This window comes from Xanthomonas sp. WHRI 10207 (assembly GCF_040202975.1).
Lineage (GTDB): Bacteria > Pseudomonadota > Gammaproteobacteria > Xanthomonadales > Xanthomonadaceae > Xanthomonas.
In genome coordinates this window covers 435,385-459,652 of record NZ_JBEGDX010000001.1, presented here as the reverse complement: position 1 = coordinate 459,652, position 24,268 = coordinate 435,385, and the positions used below count along the sequence as shown (strand labels likewise).

Sequence of the window (24,268 nt, the reverse complement as noted above, 5' to 3'; positions counted from 1 at the left end):
AGATCGAATCACCTGATACCGCCCGACGTTCCTGCGCATCGGTGCTCTAGGAAGTTCGACGCACGTTCGCCGCGACCGCGGGAGGGGCCGGGCCACGCGGCGTCACGAAGACCCGCAACAAGGCCATCGTCAGAAACACGGCAGACAGGCGCAAGACCATGCCAAGCCAACCACTGGCCGCAGAGTCGGACACCGCGAACACAGTCCAAGCCGCGTTGAGCGACGCATGTAGCACCCAGCCGCTCCAGATCGTGTAGCCGTCCTGCGCATCGACGATGGCAAACAGCAGTGCACCGATCCCGGTGATGGCAAAGATCAGCAGTGCCTCGCCCCCGCTGCCGCCGCCGGCTCCGAGCCAATGCACGCCACCGAAGATCAGCGCCTGCACCAGCGCGGCCAGTGCGGGACGCCAAGCCAGCGCGCGACAGGCGAACACGAAGCCGAACCCGCGAAACACGATCTCTTCGGCCAGCGGAAACAATAACGCCAGCCATAGCAGGCTGAGCAGATCGTCGATACGGATCGCGCTGGCCTGCGTCCATAACCCAACCCAGCACGGCAACGTAGCGAGCAACGTCAACAACGGCCCACGCACCCCATTCCAGCGCAGCCCCAGGCGCGCGCGCAGATCGCCAGGCGTGCTGCGGTAGAGCAGCGCGGCTGCGATCACGACGAGGATGACGCTGAGCACATTGTCGAGGATTGCGCCGCCATAGGGCACAGGGATCCTCGGAATCGGCCACCCGATGGCCTTGGCGATATCGCGGATCTGTAGAGCAACCAGCAGCACTGCCAGCCACGTGAAATGCCTGCCAACCTGCTGAGGGCGAAACCTGAGCGACATGCCGACATCCTTGAGCGCACCTGTCAGGGATTCACTGTACCCGTTACACACCAACGCCCACAACGGTTTGAGGGCAAGACGGCGGGCTATCGTGCTTGTCGTCTGGCAGCTGCTCGCGATCGCTGACAGCGGCAGGTATCAAGCAAAGCGATGGCGTGTACTCACCCTCCCCACCAACTGACAAGTAGTCACATCTCTCCAATCGCGGACGCGATCCCACGTACCAGTGCTGATCGTGATCCAGCGCACTTGCCTGCAACCACTGATGCAGTGCGCTCAGCGTTTTTCGAGTGTGGCGCGATACCGCAACAACGCTTCCGGCGCATCAGTCTGGATGATCGACACACCATCGCGGTACAGACGCCCCCACACCTTGTCCGGGTCGCGTTCGGCATCGGCGTCGCCGCCGTAGCCCGCGATAAACCCTTCCCACAGCGAGTTGACCATCAGCCGCACGTTGTGGGCCTTGCTCACTGCCGCCAAGGCCGGCAATTGCGAGGCGGCCATCTTGGGCAGTTCGAAGGCCATCGGGCGCGCATTGCGGGTTTGTGCAGTGGCGATCGCGGCCAGATCGGCCGTGCCGTGCGCGTTGATCAGGATCGGGAAGAAATACACGCGGTCGAACGGCTGCATCGCCGCCAGCGGCGGGGTCGCAGTGCCGGCTTCGGCCTTGACGATCACCTGGTGCTGCATGCCGGCATGCGTGACCGCATCGACCACCTGCACGTAGATCGCATCCTTGACGTCCAGATTGAGCAGGATGTGGCCCTTGGCGGCGGCCAGCATCTGCTCCAACGTGACCACGCGCTGGTCGGTCAGCGCTGCCTGCGCGCCGCCTTCGTCGCTGCGCAACCGCAGATTTTGCAACTCGGCCAGCGTGAGCTCGGACAGCTTGCCGGTACCATCGGTGGTGCGATCCACGGTGGCGTCGTGCAACATCACCAGCGTGCCATCGGCGGCGCGGCGCACGTCGGTTTCCATCACATCGGCACCGATGGCGATGCACCGCTGCAGCGCCGCCAGCGAGTTCTCCGGCGCGGTGTCGGTGAAGCCATGTTGCGGCGCGGCCGCGTGGCAACCGCGATGCGCCACCACCACGATGCCGCCTTGCGGGTTGGTCAAGCGCGCCTGGATCGCCGCGACGCCGGTGGGCGCTGCATTCACAGGGCTTGCGAGCGTCGCGCACAGCATGGCGGCGACAGTGGCAACAGAACGTAGTGTCATTGAACAACTCTCAAGTGGGTGACTGATCGCCCGACGGCGTCTGCGCCAGACGAAGCACATGCAAGCTGGATGCGGTACGCACCGCTCGCACGTCCGATCCAGCGCGCCATCGGCATCCGGCCCATGGCGGCTTTATTTCAAACGCTGCGCTCAAAACGTCGGCGTAAAGCGCAGACCAAACCAATAGGTCGTGGGCACCGAATAACTGTCCTTGAGCAGGTTCTGCCCTGGGCCCGTCACGCTGGTGATGCGGCTATGGGTGATGTTGCTGACCTGGCCGATCAAGCTGAGTTGTTTGCTGATGGCATAGGTGGCAGTGAAATCCAATTGCGAGCGCGGCGACCAGTACAGATCCTGCCAATCGATATTGCTGACGATGGCACGCAAGGCCTTGCCCTGTCGATTGTAGGCCGCACGCAGCTCCAGGCCGCCGGTGTTGTAGAACAGCGTGGCGTTGGCGGTGTAGTCGGGCTGGCCAACCAGGTTGTCGAGCTTGCGCTCGCGCTGGCTCACGTTGCTGCCGCTGCCGACGCTATACGGCACATCCAGGCTGCCATCGAGCAAGGCGAGGTTTGCGCTGAAGCCCACACCGCTGAGCCACGGCGCAATCGGCGCCAAGGTGTTGACGATGCCGTTGAACTCCACGCCGCGAATGCGCGCCTTGGCGGCATTGGCCGGGGTGCTGATCAAGGCATTGGCGTAGGTGGTGCCGTCGAAGCTGAAGCTGTCGGTGCGCGAGAGCGTAAAGATCTCGTCCTGGATGCGCTTGTCGAACACCGCCGTGGAGGCGAACGCATCGAAATCGCCGGGCAGGCGCCATTCCAGCGACAGGTCCAGGTTATTGGACACGCGCGGTTTGATGTCCGGGTTGCCGATGGTGACGGTGACGCCTTGCGCATTCGGGTTGCCGGCGTCGGTCGTGTTGACGAAGCCGATCGAAGTACGCGCCGCGTACGCATCGTACGGGGGGCGGCCGAACGTGCGGCTGGCGCCGGCGCGCAGGTCCAGCGCGTCGGTCAGATGGTAGGTCATGATAGCCGACGGCAGCAGATAGTCGTAATCGGCACTGGTCGGATTGTCGACATAGACGTAGCGATTGGTCGCGGTATCCAGCTGACGCTGGCGGCCCACCGTGTCGAGCTTGGTGCGATCCAAATGCACACCGGCCTGCACGTTGAGCCGATCGCTGCGATAGCTCACCAGCCCATAGCTGCCGAAGGTCTTTTCGGTATGGGTGAAGTTGTCCTGGTTGCTGAAGGCCTGCTGGTCGGTGCTGTTGAATGCGCTCAACGGAGTCGCCGCCAGCACGCGGTTGGCCTTGCCCGGATCGATGGTGATCAGGTTCAAGCCGGCGTAACGCATCGGCGCCCTTCCGGTGCCGGCCACGTCGGCCAGGCCGAAGGCCGGCGCGCTGGTGTTGGGCTGATACTCGACACGATAGATGTCGTAGGACGGCTTGTCGGTGGTGTACGACACGCCCGCCGCAAAGCCAATGCCCTGATCGCTTTCGCCCTGATTGAAGCCGTAATCGAGCCGTCCGGTGAGAATGCGGTCGGCCGCGGTGCGTTTGTAGTCCGGGCGCCAGTACGACAGGCTGTAGTTGTCCAGGTTGTTATAAGCCTGCGGCGACACACCGAAGCGCTGATCGAACCCGGAAGTGTCGTAGTTGAATGCATAGTTGGGCGTGGCATTAAGGGTCACGCCACTGCCGGTCTGGCCCACTGGCACCGGTGCGGCGCGGGTAATGCCGGTGGCGTATTTGATCATGCGGATCGGCTCGTCGTAGGTCGCATCCGACCACGCCCCACGCGCGGAAAACTGCTGCCGATCGGTCGGCCGCCAGATGCTGCCCAACTGCGCGACCTTGGTGCGCGTGGTGACGATCTGGTTGGAATATCCCACTTCGATATCGCCACCGGGATACCTGCCGGAGGTGGCGGTCTGGTTGAACACCTGGTTGCGGTTGCGCGGGTCGATGATGACCTCGTTGCGCTCCATGTTGTCCTTGAAATAGTAATAACCGGCCATGGCATACGCTTCGAGCGCCGCACTGGGCCGCACTTCGAACTTGCCGGTGACGCCATAGCGGTCGCGCTGATTCTGCACGTACCAGTACTTGTCCTGCTGCGGCACTGCCCAGCCGTTACCGAGATTGGCGCCGGTCTGCAGTACGCCGTTATTGTCGTAGAACCCGTAATGCACCGTGTCGGTGGTCATGTGGGTTTCGGTGTAGCTGCTCAGCGTTTGGTAGTTGGCCGACAGCGTGAAGCCGTATTGCTGTTCGCTGCCGAAGGTGCGGCTGCCGGTGGCATTCAGGCGATAGCCCGGGTCGTCCTGATCGCGCGGCTTGCCAACATCGTTGGCGTGGCCCAGCGCCGCTTCGGCACTGAAGAACGGCTTGCCGCCGTTTTCGAACGCACTGCGCGTCTTGAGATTGATCGCGCCCCCGGTGGCATTGGGGTCCAGATCCGGCGTAAACGTCTTGATCACCTGCAACTCGCTGACCATCGAGGCCGGCAACAGATCCAGCCGCACGCCGCGGGTGATCGAGCCGAGCGTGCCGTTGGGCGTGCCGGGCGAGGCGATGGTCAAGCCATCGATGGTGACGTTGTTGTACGACGGCCCAAGGCCGCGCAACACCGGCGTGGCCGCTTCGTCGCGCGGATGTTCGTTGTCGGTCGCTGGCAATACGGATAAACCCGGCACGCGACGCAGTGCTTCGACGATGGTGCTGTCCGGCAGTGCGCGCACATCGGTGGCACTGATGACATCGGTGATGTTGGTCGCCGCGCGCTTGCTCTCCACCGCCGCCGCATTGGCACGACGCACGCCGGTGACCTGCATGGCATCGAGAGTTTGCATGCCGGTGTTGGCGGCGGCGCGCGGTGCGTCGGTGTTGGCTATTTCACCTGAGGACGCGACGGATTCGGCGCCTGCTGCGTCGCCCGGTGCCGCCATAGCGCCTGCTGGATTTGAAGAGACTGCAGGCGACGATGGAACAGTGCGCTCTGCGCTAGCAGAAGCCGCGTTGGTCTGCGCTTGCAACGCTGGGGAACATGCCGCGATGGCGACGGCGAGAACGGACAAGTGCAAACGGTACGAATCGGAGCGCTGCATGGAATCCCGAGATCGCGCAGCAAAGGCGCCGCGCCGGTGAGAAAGCACGCCACCCTATCCAGTAAAAATGACCCTTGCGTGTCGCTTGCATCGCATCGAAAAGACAATGCGCAGCGATGTCGCCGCATGCGAAGCCGCGGTGCCATTGCGCGGGATTGGGCTCTCCCGCTGACGTTCAACCGCGCGTAGGAGCGCGCTTGCGCGCGATGCGGCTCTCCCGCTGACGTCCAACCGCGCGTAGGAGCGCGCTTGCGCGCGATGTGGCTCTCCCGCTGACGTCCAATCGCGCGTAGGAGCCCGCTTGCGCGCGATGCGGCTCTCCCGCTGACGTCCAATCGCGCGTAGGAGCGCGCTTGCGCGCGATGCGGCTCTCCCGGTGTAGTCCCATCGCGCACAAACGCGCTCCTACGGCAGCCAGATTGCATCCCAGAATGGATAGTCACCGACCCGCTCCACCAATCCGGCGCGAAGCGGATTGGCGATCAGGTAGCGAGCCACGCTGCGCAGATCGTCTTCATTGCGCAAGCCGCGGTCCTGGTAGGCCCGCGCCCAAACTGCGGCGGGCACCCCGCGCTGCTGATTGACCGCACGCGTGCTTGCTGCCTTCATGCATGACACCACCCGCGCCAGCGGAGTGACGTCCCCCAGCTGGACCAGCCAGTGAACATGGTCCGGCATCAGCACCCAGGCAAGTAAGGTGGCATCTTCTGGCTGCGCGGCGATGAACGCGCGGCACGCTGACGCGGCCAGCTGAAAATCGTCGAACACACGTCGCCGCTGGACAGTTGTCACGGTGAGTAGATAGCAGCACTTTGCGAGCGAGCACCGGCCACGACGTAGTGCACGATGTCCTACGGAGATGGGGCTGATCATCGATGCATGCTGGCCCGCCCACGCAAATCCTTGCATCGGGGTCGGGCGCTCGCTTCAGTGAGGAAACCCCGACCGTAGGAGCGCGCTTGCGTGCGATGGGGTATAGCCGGGAAAGCTCCATCGCGCGCGAGCGCGCTCCTACCTTGTTGCCTTTACGGCTGCACCACCGTGATCGTCGCCGGGGTGGTGCGGCCCACGCCACGCAGCTCGGGGCGATACATGTCTTCCACCAGTGACGGCGGAACGGTGTAGGTGCCCGGCGTCACCGCGCGCACCAGGTAATACACCTGCGCCTTGCTGCCCGACGACAGCGCCAGCGCGGCCACATAACGGTCGTCGCGGAACTCTTCGTGCTTGACGTCGGCGGCACTGGAACGCTCGCTGACGCCGATACCGTCCACCACCACGTCGGCCCATTGCTTGGCATCGCCGAGATTGAAATTCTCGATTTCCAGGCCGGCCGGCAACAGATCGGTGAGCAACGCATCGGGCATCGATTCGTTGGCGGTGATGGTGACGCGCACAATCAGTGCCTCGCCCTCCTTCAGTGCACGCGGCGTCCACGGCTTGCCGTCGGTGGTGTACCAGCTGCGCTCCACGCTGAGGTGGCGCGTGTCTGCTTCCGGTGCAGTGCGCGGGATGCCGGCCACTTCCAGACTGGCATACATCGGCGCTTCGCCCTGCGGCGCGAACTGCACGCCGCGGGCCAGCGCCGCACTGTCGAAGCTGCGTCCGAACACGCGGGCCGGTGCGATCTGCTGCACCTCATCGCCGACGGTCAAACTGCCCGAGACCTGCTTGCCCTGCCCCACCATCAACGCCTTGCCCAGCCGCGCCAGCGCAATCTGCTCCTGCGTGCTCAGCCACAACACACCGCCAGCGCGGCGTGCATCCAGTGCCTGCCCCAGGGCCACCACGCGGGTGTCGTACTCGGGCTTGGACAAACCACGTTCGTGCAGCAACGCCATCATCAAGGCATCGTCGCGCACCACACTGCCGTAATCGCTCAGATAGCGCGGACGCTCGGCGCTGTCCTTGGCAAACCCGGCCTTGATCGCCGCGTCACCGCGCTTGGTGTCGCCCTGCAGCGACAACGCCGCGCCCAGATGCACCAGCGACAGGCCAGTCAACGCCTTGTCGCGCTGGTTGTCGTACAGCGCGCGCAGCGTGCCCAGCGGGGCGCGGTTGACGCGTGCCAACACGTAACCCGACCACGCCTGGTTGGCGAACTTCAGGTTGTCGCGACGGTCCTGCCCATAGAACTCGTTGCCGCCGGAGAGCAGATCTTCGCTCAGGCGATTGAGTGCCTTCTGCAGCACGTTATCGGGCACCGCAAAGCCGGCGTCCTTGGCGTCGAGCAGGAACTCGGCGATGTAGGGGGTCAAGCCCGGATTGACGTAGCCGTCGTCGCCCCACATCGAAAAATGCCCGCTGGCGATCTGCATCGACGCCAGGCGGCCGAACGCGCCTTCCATGCGCTCGCGGCGCGTGGCCGCATCCAGCCCCTTGGTGCCCAGCGCCTTGGCGGTGGCCTCGTCGAGCAACAGCGCTGCATAGCCCTTGCTGGTGGTCTGCTCGGCGCAGCCATACGGGTAATCCAGCGCGCCCTGCATGGCGCTGGCGAACGGAATCGGCGGCAGCGGGCTGACCACCATGCGCGCAGTCACCGAGCCGGCCATCAGACCGTCGGCAAAGCTGCTGTCCAGGGTGATCGGCGCCAGCGGGTCGAGCACGCGCGTCTGCGTGCGCAACACCTGCGGCCACCCGGCACGCACCGGCAGCTCGTAGTTACGGTCGGCCTTGAAGCCATTGCCGTCCACGCGCACGCGCACCTTGGCCACGCTATAGCCTTCGGTGGCGGTGAGCGGGAAGCTCAAGGTCTGCTTGGCATCCACGCCCAGCTTGATGCTGCGCGACGCCTCGGCAATGGCCAGCGGGCCGATGCCGTCCACGCGCACATTGAACTCGCCCGGCTTGCCAGTGAAGTTCTGCACGTCCAGCGTCACCGTGCTGCGGTCGCCCGGCGCCATCACGCGCGGCATGCTGGCTTCGGCCAGGATGGGCGCACGCACCACCGTTTCCATATCGCGATTGCCGTAACGCGTGTCCGAATACACCAGCGCCGACACCCGCAAGGTGCCATTGAAATCCGGCACCGGCAGTTGCACGCGCGCATTGCCACGGGCATCGAGCGTCACCGACCCGGAGAACAGGTCCACGGTCTGCACGCGGGCGGTCGGGCGTTTGGCCTGCGGCAGCGCTTCCAGCGCCATGTCGCCGCCGAACTTGAGCTTGCCGCTGGCGCCTTCGAAACTTTCGATCACGCGGCCATAAATGTCATAGGCATCGGTGCCCAGGCGACGTTGCGCGAAGAACTGCGCGTTGGCATCGGGCACCGGGAAGCGGGTGATGTTGAGGATGCCCACGTCCACCGCCGAGATGGTGACGTGCGCCGCCTTGCCCGCCAGTTCCGGCACGCTCACCGTCACCGGCAACGATTGCTCGGGACGCATCTGCTTGGGCGCGGACAAGCCCACCGCTACGCGCCGCGCCTTGCGATCCATCGGCACATGCGCCACGCCCACCGCACGCGCGGGGGTGATCTTGCTCGGCGCGGTACCGCCACGGAACACCAGCGCGGTGACGTAGACGTCGTGGCGCTCCCAGGCTTCTGTCACCGGAATTTCGAATGTGCTGCCCGGCTTGACGTCGATATCCTGCACGTAGAGCAGCTTGTCGCTTTCCACCAGCAGCACGCCCTTACCGGCGTGCGGCGGAGTCAGCGTGACCTTGAGCGTGTCGCCGGCGCGGTAGCCGGTCTTGTCCAGCGCCAGCTTGACCTTGTCCGGACGCGCATCCAGGCCGCGGTTTTCGTCATTCCAGCTCCAACCGGCGCGGAACGGGTAACGCGTGGTCAGCCCGGTGGCCGGGTCGAACACGTCCAGGCGGTACTCGCCCCACTCCACCGGGAAATCGAGCTTGGCGTTGGCGCTGCCCACATCGAGCGTGCGCGTGTCCTTGTTCTCGAAGCGGCGGGTGAAGTCGTAATCCCAGTGGTTGTCGTTGTAGTTCCAGTGGTAGTCGCGCAGCTCGCGCACCAGCGTGGCTTTCAGGCCCTTGGCCGGCTGCGGTTTGCCGTCGGCATCCACGCGGGTGAGTTCGAAGCGCGCGCTGCCGTTGGCATCGGCGCCGTCTTCGTCGTCGAACAACGGGCGCACGCCAACCAGCGCCTTGGCCGGCCACAGCACGCGCTTGACCGTGCGGGTCACCGTGCGTCCGCCGGTTTCGTACACGCTACCGGAGACCACTGCAGCAATCGTGCTGACCGGCTTGGCTTCGCTGGGCAGCGCGATGTCTTCGCGCAGGATGCCGTCGCTACCGAACTCGGTATCGATCACGTCCTTGGCTTCGCGCGGCAGCTCCAGGGTGGGGTCGCCGAAGAACCAGCCCGGCAACGACTCCAGCGGATGCTGCTCGACGCTGACCGCAAGTTTGGCGGTGAAACGGTTGCCATCGGCCGGCGCGCCATACAGATACGCGGCAGTGGCGACCAGCTTGAACGGCTGGCCGGCACTCAAGGTCTTTTGCGCGGCATCCAGGTCCAGCTTCATGCGCTCGGGCAGGAACTCTTCCACGCGCACGGTCATGCCCTGCACGGCATCCTTGCTGGCCGGGTCGGTGCGGAACTCCACCTGCCAGCGGCCGGTCGCGGCATCGGCAGGAATCTGCTGGGTGAATTCGAAGTAGCCCTGCTCGCCCGGCTGCAGTTTGGTTTCGCGGAAGGTCTTGCCGTCCGGCTGCTTGAGGCGCAGGAAGACCGGTTGCGGCTTGGTAGGCTTGCCATCGTTGTCGCGCAGGATCGCCGACACACGCATGGTTTCGCCGGGGCGATACAGATCGCGGCCGGCCCAGGCGAACACGTCAAACCAGGCACTCTGGCGCCCAGCCACGGCGAATTCGCTCAGATCCAGCGCCGGTTGGTTGAACGGCAGCAACGAGACATCGGTCTTGCTGCGCGCCACCAGCACGTGGCCGGCATCGAGCGTGTAGTTGAGCAGCGCATTGCCGTTGCCGTCGGTGGCGCCCTTGAGGAACAGCTCGCCCTTGGCATCGAGGATGCGCACTTCCACATTTTTGATCGGCTCGCCGCTCTGCAATGAGGCGGTGTGCACGAACAACTTGTCCTTGTAAGCGCGCGTGTGCAGGCCGATGTCGCTGACGGTGAAGAACGCGGTCTCTTGTTCGTTCTCGAAGCTGCCGGCGCGCTTCATCACCGCAAAGTACAGGCCAGGCTCCTGCAGCTCCTTGATGTCCTGCGTCGGCAGGTAGGTCAGCACGCGCTCGTTCTGCTTGCCGCCCAGGATGAAACGGTTGACGTACACCGGGTCGGCCAGCTTGGACAGCGGTTGTTTGTCGTTGTACTCGCTCTCAAGCTCCCAGCTGCCACGACGGCCGCCGCGCTGGAACTGCTGGAAGAACGCCGGCAGCGACTTCTCGCGCACGCGCAGAAATTCCACGTCCACTTCCGGCACGTTGACCGACACCACCGGCAGGCCGCGACTTTCGCGCGCCGGCAACACACTGCCTTGCGAAGCGAACCCGACCACCGGCTTGAGTTCGCCGGTATAGACCTTCTGCTTGAACGGCTTGCCCAGGCGGCTGCCATCGGCGGCCAGCAGATTGGCGTCGACCAGCACCGTGTAGTCCTTGGCGGCTTCCACGTACGGGTAACGCAGCGTCTTGCCGTCGTCGGACAGCGACCAGCTGCTGTCGCCGGTGCCGACCTTTTCTTCGAAGCGCACCAGCGCATCGAAATCCTGCGTGCCCACCAGCGGACGCGAGAATTCCAGCGCCAGCGACAGGCCGTCGCCGGTCTGGTCGGGATAGGCGCGCGCGAGCGCAAACCCGGTAATCGCCTGCTTGTCGGCCTTGATCGCCTCGCCGCTGGCGGTGGGCAGCTGCCCGCTTTCGTTGCGTTTGCACGCCACCCCGCCGATCGCCACGGTCAGCAGTACCACCCATAGCAGCATGCGCCGCGCGCCAAACCACTTCATCCCTGATTGCTGCCTGTCCATTCGCGCTACCCCATGACTGAGGTGGCCAGTATAGCGACGTGCTTCACGCCGCCGATGTCGGATGTGTGGCCGGTCGTGAACTTGCCGATGGGCGGTGATCGTGCGCGGCTGTGTGCATGCCGCGCTGGCACCGGCGTGCCGGAGCTGAGGTGAGCCCAGTGGTTTGACGCCGGTCTATTGCAGGGCCGCTGAGCTGCGACGTGGCTGCAGGGTCCTTGGCCGCCCACCGTCGCGGGACACGCCGCAAGTACTTCGATGTGAGCTCTTATGCGGCATCCATGACGCGTAAGGTCCCACGACGGTAGGCGGCCAAGGACAAGTCGAGAGTGTTGGTGTGCATGATTACAAGCACGGCATGACATGCGCTGTCTGGATAGCGGTGCGCCCGACAAACGTCCCATCGCAAGCAGAGCAACAGGCAGGCGTTGAACAAAGCAACCTGCGAACGTTCCGGGTGCGGTGTCCTCGCCGCCTGCGGGACCGTGTGGCGGCATGGATGCCGCCACCGAGCCTCCATGGACGGATGTACGGCGTGTCCCGCAAGCGGTGAGGGCACCGCGCGCTCGACTAACCAGGCTTTTGACTGCAGAAAAATAGAGTGGGCAACAAAACCACGGTGCTCACCACCGGAGGGCGCTAACTCCGTTTTTCTCGCTGTTCTTAGAGCAGCGAAAAAAAACGTAACGACCAGTCGTCAGGCAGGTGTGGACGGCGCACTCAGCACCGGAGTGCACAAGCGATACATGCCCGCACCGAGCACCGGCCGCGCCCGCCTGACGGTTGCTCAGTCCTTTTGTTCGCTGCTCTCACTGCAACTGCAACACCGTGCGCATGTACAGGTCGATCAACGCCGGCTTGTCCGCGCGCAGGCAGGCCTGCACGTTCGGCGTGCCCCGCCCTTCACGCGTATAGCCTTGCGCATCGACGTCCAGACGCAGCGGCGTGGTCGGGCACAGTTCGGGGCGCAGCAACCAGGCCACCGGCACGGCATCGAACAAGGTCGGCGTTGCGCTCGCCCAGGGCTGGTCGGTGTTGCGCCATTGGTAGTAGAGCTGGGTGAGCGCGTCGGTCAGGCCATCGCCGTGCGCAAACAGCGCGATACGCTCGGGTTCTTCCAGGGTGATCTGGGTAGCATCCAGCGGCAGTAGGACGATCGGCACGCCGGCCGCGAACACGCGCTGCGCGGCTGCCACATCGGACACGATGTTGTACTCGGCGGCCGGCGCGCTGGCCGGGCGATACGTGGACTTGCCGTAGCCCACCCGCACCGACCCGCCCATCGCCACGATTCGCTTGAGCTTGGCAAAGCCCGCCGGGTCGCGTTGCTGCGCCAGTGCGGCATCGGTCATCGGGCCCAGCACCAGCAAGGTCACCTCACCCGGATGGCGCTGCGCCTGCTGCAGGATCATCGTCGCTGCATCGGGCAAGCCGCTCGGCAGCTGCCCTTTCGCGGCCCAGTTCGCCTGACTGAAGGCAATCGTGCTGGTGGTGCGCTTGCCCACCGCCAACGGGATGTCGCTGCGCCCGGCCTGCTGCAACAAACGCTGCAACAGCTGTGCACGCAGCGTGGTATCCCCCCACGCCGATGCCATGCCCAGCACCCGCACCTGCGGGCGACGCAACAGCAGTGCCAGCGCGAACGCATCGTCGATGTCGTCGCCGATATCGGTGGAGACCACCACCATGTCGGCCGGCGCAGGCACAGCTGTGCGCTGCACCGCCGCGGCGGGCGTCTGTGCCCACGCGGCGGCGCAGAGGCACCACATCGCCAGCATGCTCCAGGTGCGTTGCCATCTGTGTTGCATCTGTTTCTCCTGCTGCAAAAAAAAACCGCCGGCATGCTGGCCGGCGGTTCGCGTTCTACCGTACAACGACGCCGATCAGAAGTTGGCGCGGAACTGGGCGCCAACGATGCGCGGGTCGTTGATGAAGCCGGTGAGGTTGTTGAAATCGATCGCACCGGTCACGCGGATCTGGTTGGTGCAGTTGCGGCAGAACACCGACAACTCGTACGCACCGGCGCCCCAGTTGTAACCGATCTTGGCGCCGCCTTCGACCAGCGGCTGGCCGGTGAATTCCTTGGAGTCGTACAGGAAGAAATTCACTTCGCTGCGGTAGGACCAGTCGGTGTAGAAGAACAGCTCGCCGTCGTTGCCCATCGGGATGCCGTAACGCAGCGTGGCGTTGGCCATCCACTTGGACGCCTGCGGTAGGTCGTTACCGTCGATCAGCGCGCGGCCGGCCGCATTGAGCGGGTCGGTCACGGTGCAGGTGCGGCACACGCCCACCGACAGGTTCGGGTCGTCGATGCGGGTCCAGTTGTAGGCGCCACCGGCGGTGACACGCAGGTTCTGGGTGATCAACGCTTCGAAATCGAACTCGGCGCCGCGTGCCTTGGTCTTGTCGGCGTTGAGCAGACGCACATCGTTGGAGGCGCCGCCTACTGCGGTGAGCTGCTGGTTCTTGACCCGGAAATCGTAGATGTCGAAGCTCAGGCGCGCGCGGTTGTCGAACAGATCCGACTTGATGCCGATCTCGAACGAATCCACCGTCTCCGGCTCGGCCACGGTCAGCGGCGCGGTGCCCGAGGGCACGCCGAAGCTGGCGCCGCGGAAGCCACGCGCGGCACGTGCATACACGTTGACGTCGTCGTTGATGGAGAACGTCGCGGCCAAATCGCCGGTGATCTTGGAGTTATCGGTCTCGCCGCTGGACGGCTCGACCAGCGTGACGCGGTCCAGCGCCAATACGTCGAAGGTCTTCTTGTCGTAGGTGTAGCGGATACCGGCGCGCAGGTTCAAACGGTCGGTGGCCGCGTAGTTCAACGAGCCGAACGCTGCCCACGAGGTATTGCGCTGGCGGGTCAGCTGGTAGCTGGCCAGATCGCCGCCACTGAAGGTGTTGTAGGTGTAGTTTTCGCCTTCCACATCGTCGTGGAAGTAGTACAGGCCGGCCTGCCAGTTGAGCGGACCTTCGTACTGCGATTCGGCGCGCAGTTCCTGGCTGTACTGGTCCAGGCTCTTGATGCCGCCGGCGGTTTCCACCGGGAACGGAATCGCGCCCGGGCCGGACGGCGGTGCGAAGACCGCGCCGAAGCCGCCGTCGATGTCGCCACGGCTGTAGTACTTGCCGATGCCTTCGTAGGCGGTGATCGAGTGCAGCGCGATATCGCCCAGGTCCCAGGTCAGATTGGCGCTGCCGCCATAGGTCTGCAGTTCCTGGGTGTTGGCGCCGTCGATGAAGGATTTTTCTGCGTCGAAGCCATCCACCAGCTGGTTGGTGCCGGGCTGGATGATGTTGGCGCGGAACAGGCGCGCGGTGCCGTCCAGATGGCGCGCATGCGCGTTGAACAATGCGCTGAAATCGTCGCTGGCCTGGTACAGCAACTGCAGGCGCACGGCAGAGTCGGTATAGCCTTCAAGATCGCGGCCGTCGCGGTTTTCGACCCAGTCGTCGCGGCGCTGGCCCAAGGTGGACAGACGCGCCGCCCAATGCTCGCCCATCGCGATGCTCAGGCCGCTTTCCAGCGTCATGGTGCCGTAGGTGCCATAGGACAGGCTGGCGTAGCCGTCATTGGAGCCGATGGTCGGCTTGACCGAGTTGAACTTGACCACGCCGGCCGGCGTATTGCGGCCGAACAAGGTGCCTTGCGGGCCACGCAATACTTCCAGGCCTTCCAGATCGAAGATCGGGAAGCCCTTCAGGAAGGCGTTTTCCTGCACCACGTCGTCATAGATCAACGACACCGGCTGCGAGGCATAAGTATTGAAGTCGGTGTTGCCGTAGCCGCGGATGTACACGCGCGGGAACACACGGCCGTTGGACGATTCGATGTTCAGGCTCGGCGCCTTGCCGGCCAGCACGCGGATGTCCGAGCCGCTGGTGGAAATGGCGTCCAGAAATTCCGGGCGCAACACGCTGGCGGACACCGGCACATCCTTGGAGTCTTCCGAGCGACGCTCGACCGTGACCTTGACCGCATCCAGACGCACGACACCGTCGGCGCTGGGCGCTTGCTGGGCGGCGGCGTAGAGCGGCAGAAGGGAAACGACGGCAACGGCAAGCGCGCTGATCTTGAGCGACCGGCTGGCTGACATGGGAAGACTCCGAATTCGGTTGGCGGAGCGGCCTGCTTTCCATGCCGCGTTGCAACAGAATTAACACGATTTACACAAATTTGGCAGAGCCCGTGCGAAAAAGTTTTCATAATTAGAAATGGCGTTCTAATTAATGCAACACCCCCGTGCAATTTGTGCGCTGGAGCGTTGTGTGTCTCAGCAGGCATTGCTCAGCACATGGGCCGCATGAACAGGCTTGGCTGCACTGGGCCCGGCGACGGCACGCGGCGCGCACGCGAGCCCAAACGAAAACCCACACGACGACTGCCCCGATACCGTTTGACGAGCACATAGACAAGCCGCCATGGACCGCCCGCAGATTTCTAAACCGGCGTAGACGCCCCCGCTCCGCCCGCCACCGGAGACATCCACCCACGTGCATCCGTGTTCCGTTCACTCGACCTTGACAACATCACCCGGCACGCGCACCCAGCCTTCCATGAGGACCCGCGCACTGCGGCTCATCAGCGCCTTGGTCACCTGCCACTGCCCGTCCACCAGTGTTGCCTCCGCACCGACACGCAAGGTGCCGGACGGATGGCCGAAACGCACCGCGGTCCGCGTCGTGCCACCGGCAGCCAGATTGACCAGGGTACCGGGCACCGCCGCTGCGGTCCCGATGGCGACGGCGGCAGTGCCCATCATCGCGTGGTGCAACTTGCCCATCGACATCGCACGCACCAGCAGATCGATCTCGCCGGCAAGCACCGGCTTGCCGCTGGAGGCGGTGTAGTCCGCGGGCGGCGCAACGAAGGCGACCTTGGGGGTGTGCTGGCGCGTGGCGGCTTCGTCGATGCTGGCAATCAACCCCATCCGCACCGCGCCATGCGCACGCAATGTTTCGAACATGGCCAGCGCACGCGGATCGCCATTGATCGCGTCCTGCAATTCGGTGCCGGTGTAACCCAGGTCATGCGCGTTGACAAAAATGGTCGGGATGCCGGCATTGATCAGCGTGGCGGCGATCGTGCCCAGGCCAGGAATCTCCAGCTGATCGATCAGCTTGCCGGTGGGAAACATCGCACCGCCCTCGCCTTCGGCCGCATCGGCGGGGTCGAGAAATTCCAGCTGCACTTCGGCGGCGGGAAAGGTCACTCCATCCAGCTCGAAATCGCCGGTTTCCTGCACCTGACCGTCGCTCATCGGCACGTGCGCCACGATAGTCTTGCCGATATTGGCCTGCCAGATCCGCACCGTCGCCACACCATCATGCGGCACCCGCGCCGCATCGACCAGGCCATTGGCGATCGCAAACGGCCCCACCGCCGCCGACAGGTTGCCGCAGTTGCCGCTCCAATCCACGAACGCGCTATCGATGGACACCTGCCCGAACAGATAGTCCACATCATGCCCGTCGCGCGCACTGGCAGAGACGATCACGCTCTTGCTGGTACTGGACGTGGCCCCGCCCATGCCATCGATCTGCTTGGCATACGGATCGGGGCTACCGATCACCCGCAGCAACAACGCATCGCGCGCCGGCCCCGGCTGTTGTGCGGCAACCGGCAGATCCTGCAGGCGGAAAAACACGCCTTTGCTGGTACCGCCGCGCAGGTAGGTGGCGGGGATGCGGAGTTGGGGGAGATAGGTCATTTTTTTATGCCGTGTCAGGGAGCGATCGGTAGCTGATGCGTGGTTGGCAACAACGCTTGCAAGACTGCATGTCGCTGAGATTTAAGGCGTATCCATCATCCAGGCGGGAATATCACGCTGCATGTGCAGAACACGCCAGATGACGAGATCGGTTGCGTGTGCGGTGTAGAACAGCAGATACGGATATCCTTTTAATGGCCAGGAACGAATGTCCGGTAACTGCAGCAGCATGCCGTGGCGACTGGAGCCTACGCCGGGGTGACGCGTGATCGTTGCCACTGCCGATTCGAGTGCCTTTACGAAGGACAATTCGCGCTGCACACCCGCTTCGGTGCCGTACCACGCTGCAGCTACCTCGACATCCTGTAGTGCCAGCGGGCGCCAATGCGCCGAGCTCACGTGCCGGCGGCACGTGCGTGGGCACGTTCCCGCAGTGTCTCGAACAACTCATTGCCCATCGGAATTGCAGGCCCCGAATTTGCGCCATCCAACAGCGCACCGCGCAACTGTTGCACATCTCGCTGCCGGCGAATTAGCTCTCGCAGGTACTCGCTGCTGGAGCCGTAAGCGTGTTCGAGGACCTGTTGGTCGACAAATGCCTTGAGTTCGTCAGGCAGCGAAATGTTCATGGTGGCCATTCATGATTCCCGATGGCAAAGATTGCCAAAAGTGTGCTCCCTGGCAAGGCGAGCCGCAAGCGGCCGCCACACCCAACAGAAAGCAATGCCTACGCCACCTTGCTCGCTTCCAGAAAATCCTGCGCAAACCGTTGCAACACGCCACCGGCTTCATAGATCGCCACTTCTTCCGCAGTATCCAGACGGCAGGTCACCGGCACCTGCAGCTGCTCGCCGTTGCGGCGATGGATCGATAACGTCAGCGTTGCGCCTGGCGTACGCTCGCCCATCACGTCGAATGTTTCGCTACCGTCGATACCTAGTGTCTTGCGATCGGTGCCCGGCTTGAATTCCAGCGGCAGCACGCCCATGCCGATCAGGTTGGTGCGGTGGATCCGCTCGAAGCCTTCGGCCACGATCGCTTCCACGCCCGCCAGCCTTACGCCCTTGGCCGCCCAGTCGCGCGACGAACCCTGCCCGTAATCGGCGCCGGCAATGATGACCAACGGCTGCTTGCGCGTCATATAGGTTTCGATCGCTTCCCACATGCGCACGACCTGCCCGTCCGGCTCCAGCCGTGCCAGCGAACCGGCGGTGACCTGCCCATCCACCACGGCCATTTCGTTGACCAACTTCGGGTTGGCGAAGGTGGCGCGTTGCGCGGTGAGGTGGTCGCCGCGATGCGTGGCGTAAGAATTGAAGTCTTCTTCCGGCACGCCCATCTGCGCCAGGTATTCGCCGGCCGCACTGCTGGCCATGATGGCGTTGGAGGGAGACAGGTGATCGGTGGTGATGTTGTCGCCCAGCACCGCCAGCGCGCGCATGCCATGCAGCGTGCGTACACCGGCCAACGCGCCCTCCCAATACGGCGGACGGCGAATATAGGTGCTGGTCGGGCGCCAGTCATACAGCGGGCTCACGCGCGCGCCCTGCCCCACGCTACGCTTGAACATCGGGTCGTACACGCTGCGGAAATGCTCCGGCTTGACGCTGCGCGCCACCACGGCGTCGATCTCCGCATCGCTCGGCCACAGATCCTTCAGCGTGATCGGCGTGCCATCCGCATCGATGCCAAGCACATCCTTTTCGATATCGAAGCGCACCGTTCCTGCGATGGCATAGGCGATCACCAACGGCGGCGAAGCGAGAAACGCCTGCTTGGCATACGGATGAATGCGCCCATCGAAATTGCGATTGCCCGACAACACCGCCGTCGCATACAGGTCGCGATCGATGATCTCCTGCTGGATCACCGGGTCCAACGCGCCGCTCATGCCATTGCAGGTGGTGCACGCAAACGCCACGATGCCGAAGCCCAGTTGCTCCAGCTCGCTCAGCAAGCCGGCCTCTTCCAGATACAGCTGCACCGCCTTGGAGCCGGGCGCCAGCGAACTTTTCACCCACGGTTTGCGGGTCAGGCCACGCGCATTGGCATTGCGCGCCAGCAGGCCAGCCGCGATGACGTTGCGTGGATTGGAGGTGTTGGTGCACGAGGTAATCGCCGCGATGATCACCGCACCATCGGGCATCTGCCCTGGCACGTCTTCCCACACAGCGGCGATGCCGCGGTTTGCCAGCTCGGTGGTCGCCACCCGCTTGTGCGGGTTGGATGGGCCGGCCATGTTGCGCACCACGCTCGACAAGTCGAACTGCAGCACACGCTCGTACTGCGCGGTGACCAGAGCGTCGGCCCACAAGCCGGTATGCCGCGCGTAGGTTTCCACCAGCGCAATCTGCGCGTCCTCGCGGCCGGTCAGCCGCAGGTAGTCGATAGTCTGCTGGTCGATGTAAAACATCGCCGCGGTCGCACCGAATTCTGGCGTCATATTGGAGATGGTGGCGCGGTCGCCGATGGTCAGCGCGCTGGCGCCGGCACCGTAAAACTCCAGATACGCACCGACCACGCGCTGCTGGCGCAGGAATTCGGTCAAGGCCAGCACAATGTCGGTGGCGGTGATGCCCGGCGCCGGCCGGCCCAACAATTCCACGCCGATGATGTCGGGCAGCCGCATCCACGACGCGCGCCCCAGCATCACGGTCTCCGCTTCCAGCCCGCCCACACCCACGGCGATCACCCCCAGCGCATCCACGTGCGGGGTATGACTGTCGGTGCCCACGCAGGTATCCGGAAACGCCACGCCATCCAGGGTGTAGATCACCGGCGACATCTTCTCCAGATTGATCTGATGCATGATCCCGTTGCCCGGCGGAATCACTTCCATGTTCTCGAACGCACGCTTGGTCCATTCGATGAAGTGAAAGCGATCGGCATTGCGTCGATCTTCCACGCTGCGATTCTTGGCAAAGGCCTGCTTGTCGAAGCCGGCGTATTCCACTGCCAGCGAGTGATCGACGATCAACTGCACCGGCACCACCGGATTGACCTGCGCCGGGTCGCCGCCCTGCTCGGCGATGGCATCGCGCAAGCCGGCCAGATCTACCAGCGCGGTCTGCCCCAGGATGTCGTGGCAGACCACACGCGCCGGAAACCACGGGAAATCCAGGTCGCGCTTGCGCTCGATCAGCTGGCGCAGGTAGGCCTCCAGCATCTGCGGCTCGGCGCGCCGCACCAGGTTTTCGGCATGCACGCGCGCGGTGTAGGGCAGCGTTGCATACGCGCCCGGCTGCAACGCATCCACTGCGGCGCGTGCATCGAAATACTCCAACGAGGTGCCCGGCAAGGGCTTGCGGTACTGGCTGTTCATGGCTGGCGATATCACAAGGCGGGCGAGGTTTCTTGCGGTTGCGGCACTGCTATTGCTGTGCGGTTGCGGTGCTGCTATTGCGTTGCTGTTGCGGTGCTGCCATCCGGCGCCGCTGCTGCTGCGGTGCGGCTGCGGTGCCCTTCTCCCGCAAGCGGGAGAAGGTGCCCGAAGGGCGGATGAGGGCCAGCGCCGCCCACACAGTCAGGCGCGCTGATCCAACGGCACGAAGACCTGATCTTCCGGCCCCGTGTAGTTAGCCGACGGGCGAATGATCTTGCCGTCCACGCGCTGCTCGATGATGTGCGCACTCCAACCGGCCGTGCGTGCCAGCACGAACAGCGGCGTAAACATCGCCGTCGGCACGCCCATCATGTGGTAGCTCACCGCACTGAACCAATCCAGGTTAGGGAACATCTTCTTGATGTCCCACATCACCGTTTCCAGGCGCTCGGCAATGTCGTACATCTTGCGGCTGCCCTGCGCATCGGACAGCTCGCGCGCCACGTCCTTGATCACCTTGTTGCGCGGGTCGGACACCGTGTACACCGGGTGGCCAAAGCCGATCACCACTTCCTTGCGCTCCACGCGCGCCTTGATATCGGCTTCCGCTTCATCCGGGGTGTCGTAGCGCTTCTGTATTTCGAAGGCCACTTCGTTGGCGCCGCCGTGCTTGGGTCCGCGCAGCGCGCCGATGCCACCGGCGATGGCGCTGTACATATCGCTGCCGGTGCCGGCGATCACCCGGCATGCAAACGTGGACGCGTTGAACTCGTGCTCGGCATACAGGATCAGGCTGGTGTGCATGGCACGCACCCACGACTCCTTCGGCGCAAACCCGTGCAGCAGATGCAGGAAATGCCCACCGATCGAATCGTCATCGGTTTCCACTTCGATGCGCTTGCCGTTGTGGCTGTAGTGATACCAATACAGCAGCATCGAGCCCAACGATGCCATCAGCTTGTCGGCGATGTCGCGCGCGCCCGGATGGTTATGGTCGTCCTTTTCTGGCTGCAGGCAGCCCAGCACCGAGACGCCGGTGCGCATCACATCCATCGGGTGTGCCGACGGCGGCAGTTGCTCCAGCGCCGCTTTCACTGCAGCCGGCACGCCACGCAGCGACCGCAACTTGGCCTTGTAACCGCGCAATTCGCCGCTATTGGGCAACTTGCCGTGCACCAGCAGATATGCAATTTCCTCGAACTCGCTGGTGGTTGCCAGATCCAGAATGTCGTAACCGCGATAGTGCAGATCGTTGCCGCTGCGCCCCACGGTGCACAGCGCGGTGTTGCCTGCAGCAGTACCAGACAGGGCAACGGATTTTTTCGGCTTGAAACCGGGAATGGTGGTGTCGTTCATGCGATGAGCTCCCAAGCTGTGGCGTGTTGCGGTGTCACGGAGGAGTGACCAGGTGGACGCAGCAAGCGGCGATCATGCGCCTTTGCGTGCAAACAGTGCATCCAGACGTTGTTCGTAGTCGTGGTAGCCGATGCGTTCGTACAGTTCTTCGCGCGTCTGCATGGTTTCCAGTACCGCTTGTTGATGGCCATCGCGGCGGATCGCGGTGTAGACGTCCTCGGCAGCTTTGTTGGCCGCACGAAATGCCGACAGCGGAAACAACTGGATCGCCACGCCGGCAGCGGCCAGTTGGTCGCGCGTAAACAGCGGCGTCTTGCCGAACTCGGTGATATTGGCCAGCACCGGCACGCCCACCGCATCGACAAAGCGCTTGTAGGTGTCCAGGTCGTAGGCGGCCTCTGCAAAGATGCCGTCGGCGCCCGCTTCCACGCAGGCGATGGCGCGCTCGATCGCCGCGTCCACGCCTTCCATCTGGATGGCATCGGTCCGCGCGATCAAAAAGAACGCGGGGTCGGTCTTGGCATCGGCCGCTGCCTTGACCCGGTCCACCATCTCGCCCTGACTGACGATCTCCTTGCCCGGCCGATGCCCGCAGCGCTTGGCGCCGACCTGGTCTTCGATATGACAACCGGCCGCGCCCGCCTTGATCAGCGATTTGATGGTGCGCTCGATGTTGAACGCGCTCGGCCCGAAGCCGGTGTCCACGTCCACCAGCAGCGGCAACCCGCACACATCGGTAATGCGGCGCACATCGATCAGCACATCTTCCAGCGTATTGATGCCCAGATCCGGCAGCCCCAGCGAACCCGCCGCCACGCCGCCGCCCGACAGATAGATGGCCTGATACCCGGCACGCTGGGCCAGCAGCGCATGGTTGGCATTGATCGCACCGATGACCTGCAGCGGCGACTCGGCGGCCAGCGCCGCACGGAAGCGGGTACCGGCGGAAGAAATGGGCGAGGACGTCATGGCGATTCCTGGGATGGGATAACGGATAGTTCGCAAACCCTGTGCCAATCGCAAGCACTTGATTCCACTGGGCACCGTCAGCGAATCGTTGCGGATATGAAACACGTGGCGCAACATGAAACACCCATGGAACACGCCAAACCCGATGCGCAACCCCTCCCCCGCCGACCCGGCAGACACATCGCCACCGGTGATCTGGACCGTCAGCGTGTCGCGACTGACCGGCCTGCTTGCCGACGTCATCCCCGAATTCGACCAGCGCGCGCGCATCGAGCAGATCAACCTCGGCTTTGCCGACGCCGTGGACGTCATCGGCCAGCGCCTGCGCCGCGAGCGCTGCGACGTCCTGGTCGCTGGCGGCTCCAATGCCGCCTACCTGCGCAGCCGGCTCGCGCTGCCGCTGGCGCCGATCCAGGCCACCGGCTTCGACCTGATGGAAGCGCTGGCGCGTGCGCGCCGCATCGCACCGCGCATCGGCGTGGTGACCCATGCCAGCGACGTTCCATCGTTCCACGCCTTCCAGCGCAGCTTCGACCTGGACATCGAACATCGCCGCTTCGTCACCGCCGAGGACGCGCGCGACTGCATTGCCGACCTGCGTGCCGGCGGTATCCAGGTCATCGTGGGCACCGGCATGGCGATCGATTTCGCCGAGCAGGCCGGCCTGCCCGGCGTGCTGCTGTATTCGGCAGATTCGGTCCGTCACGCACTGGAAAACGCCATTGCATTAGGCACTGCTTCCAGCCAGCAACCCCCAGCCGCCCACAGCAACGCACGACGGACACGCCGCAGCGACGCGCTGCTCGGCGACGACACGGCAATGGTGCACGTCCGCGAGCTGGTGCAGTTGTATGCGCCGCACGCGGGCACCGTGTTGATCAGCGGCCAGACCGGGACCGGCAAGGAGTTGGTCGCCCGACAACTGCATGCCGGCAGTCGCCGGCGCGGCCGCTTTGTCGCGATCAATTGCGGCGCCATCACCGAATCGCTGCTGGAAGCGGAATTGTTCGGCTACAGCGATGGCGCTTTCACCGGCGCACGCCGCGGCGGCCACACCGGCCTGATCGAAGCCGCGCAGGACGGCACGTTGTTTCTCGACGAGATCGGCGAATTGCCGATGCCACTACAGACGCGCCTGCTACGCGTGTTGGAAGAGCGCGAAGTGCTGCGCGTCGGCGCCACCGTGCCAATTGCGGTGGATGTGCGCGTGGTCGCTGCCAGCCTGCAGGATCTGCACTCCCTGGTAGAGCAAGGGCGCTTTCGTCGCGACCTGTTTTATCGCTTGAATGCACTACGCATCGCACTACCGCCGTTACGCCACCGCCCCGACGACATTGCGATGCTGCTGACGCACTACTTTCAGCAATTGGGCAGCATCGCATCGCCATTGTCGCCCGCAGCGCTGCAACGGCTGCAACAGCATGCATGGCCGGGCAATGTGCGCGAACTACGCAACCTGGTCGAACGCTTATGCATTCACTGGAAAGCACAAGCGCATGACCACCTGAGCCTGGAACAACTCCAACGCTGGGCGCCGGAACTGTTCGACGCACACGTCAGCGACCCTGCACCACAGGCGCACACCGAGCTTGCAGCATCGCGCCTGCAACTCACCGCCGCAGCGGTGCGCACGGCACTGGAACGCGCCAACGGCAACCGTGCCCTCGCCGCCCAGGCACTCGGCGTTTCGCGCACCACCTTGTGGCGCTGGATGCAGGCACAGGCGATGGCGCCACAGCGTTGAACATCGCACGTTCGCTCGGCTTTCAGCCAAGGT

Annotated in this window: 14 protein-coding genes and 1 other RNA gene; 1 reads left to right on the top strand and 14 read right to left on the bottom strand. The window is 64.3% G+C overall.

Annotated features, from left to right (window positions below):
* Positions 1 to 46: 46 nt before the first annotated feature.
* From ABQU90_RS02105 to prpB, 14 genes are all read right to left on the bottom strand, one after another.
* Complete coding sequence (locus ABQU90_RS02105) at positions 47 to 844, bottom strand: CPBP family glutamic-type intramembrane protease (RefSeq protein ID WP_323523204.1); 798 nt, start codon at positions 842 to 844, stop codon at positions 47 to 49.
* Between the two features lie 276 nt (positions 845 to 1,120).
* Entirely contained in the window at positions 1,121 to 2,068 is a 948-nt protein-coding gene (locus tag ABQU90_RS02100; RefSeq protein WP_323523203.1) for a glycerophosphodiester phosphodiesterase family protein, read from the bottom strand.
* A gap of 150 nt (positions 2,069 to 2,218) precedes the next feature.
* Positions 2,219 to 5,185 carry a TonB-dependent receptor gene (locus ABQU90_RS02095; protein ID WP_323523202.1) on the bottom strand — a complete coding sequence of 989 codons (2,967 nt, stop codon included), beginning with the start codon at positions 5,183 to 5,185 and terminating at the stop codon, positions 2,219 to 2,221.
* A gap of 405 nt (positions 5,186 to 5,590) precedes the next feature.
* Positions 5,591 to 6,058, bottom strand: a complete 468-nt coding sequence (locus tag ABQU90_RS02090) for an REP-associated tyrosine transposase (RefSeq protein ID WP_323523201.1) — start codon at positions 6,056 to 6,058, stop codon at positions 5,591 to 5,593.
* A 152-nt stretch (positions 6,059 to 6,210) separates the two neighbouring features.
* On the bottom strand, positions 6,211 to 11,133 hold the full coding sequence (locus ABQU90_RS02085) for an alpha-2-macroglobulin family protein (RefSeq protein WP_407078733.1): 4,923 nt from the start codon (positions 11,131 to 11,133) through the stop codon (positions 6,211 to 6,213).
* A 667-nt stretch (positions 11,134 to 11,800) separates the two neighbouring features.
* Positions 11,801 to 11,878, bottom strand: a non-coding RNA gene (locus ABQU90_RS02080) — sX9 sRNA.
* 61 nt (positions 11,879 to 11,939) lie between these two features.
* Positions 11,940 to 12,938 (bottom strand): nucleoside hydrolase, encoded by a 999-nt coding sequence (locus ABQU90_RS02075; protein WP_323523200.1) that lies wholly within the window; start codon positions 12,936 to 12,938, stop codon positions 11,940 to 11,942.
* Between the two features lie 75 nt (positions 12,939 to 13,013).
* A complete protein-coding gene (locus tag ABQU90_RS02070; RefSeq protein ID WP_323523198.1) occupies positions 13,014 to 15,230 on the bottom strand; it encodes a TonB-dependent receptor in 2,217 nt (738 codons plus the stop codon).
* Positions 15,231 to 15,644: 414 nt separating this feature from the next.
* Positions 15,645 to 16,844, bottom strand: coding sequence for a 2-methylaconitate cis-trans isomerase PrpF (gene prpF / locus ABQU90_RS02065; protein ID WP_323523197.1), 1,200 nt, complete (start codon positions 16,842 to 16,844; stop codon positions 15,645 to 15,647).
* Between the two features lie 81 nt (positions 16,845 to 16,925).
* Positions 16,926 to 17,243 (bottom strand): type II toxin-antitoxin system RelE/ParE family toxin, encoded by a 318-nt coding sequence (locus tag ABQU90_RS02060; protein ID WP_323523196.1) that lies wholly within the window; start codon positions 17,241 to 17,243, stop codon positions 16,926 to 16,928.
* Positions 17,240 to 17,482 (bottom strand): type II toxin-antitoxin system ParD family antitoxin, encoded by a 243-nt coding sequence (locus ABQU90_RS02055; protein WP_323523195.1) that lies wholly within the window; start codon positions 17,480 to 17,482, stop codon positions 17,240 to 17,242. Before ABQU90_RS02055 ends, ABQU90_RS02060 begins: the two co-directional genes overlap by 4 nt.
* Positions 17,483 to 17,571: 89 nt before the next feature.
* Complete coding sequence (gene acnD / locus ABQU90_RS02050) at positions 17,572 to 20,166, bottom strand: Fe/S-dependent 2-methylisocitrate dehydratase AcnD (protein ID WP_323523194.1); 2,595 nt, start codon at positions 20,164 to 20,166, stop codon at positions 17,572 to 17,574.
* Between the two features lie 201 nt (positions 20,167 to 20,367).
* Positions 20,368 to 21,522: a bifunctional 2-methylcitrate synthase/citrate synthase gene (prpC, locus tag ABQU90_RS02045; protein ID WP_323523193.1), complete on the bottom strand. Its 1,155-nt coding sequence runs from the start codon at positions 21,520 to 21,522 to the stop codon at positions 20,368 to 20,370.
* 72 nt (positions 21,523 to 21,594) lie between these two features.
* Positions 21,595 to 22,491, bottom strand: coding sequence for a methylisocitrate lyase (gene prpB / locus ABQU90_RS02040; RefSeq protein WP_055846320.1), 897 nt, complete (start codon positions 22,489 to 22,491; stop codon positions 21,595 to 21,597).
* Between the two features lie 145 nt (positions 22,492 to 22,636).
* Here prpB and prpR point away from each other — a divergent pair, with 145 nt between their 5' ends.
* Positions 22,637 to 24,235 (top strand): propionate catabolism operon regulatory protein PrpR, encoded by a 1,599-nt coding sequence (gene prpR, locus ABQU90_RS02035; RefSeq protein ID WP_323523192.1) that lies wholly within the window; start codon positions 22,637 to 22,639, stop codon positions 24,233 to 24,235.
* Positions 24,236 to 24,268: the final 33 nt, after the last annotated feature.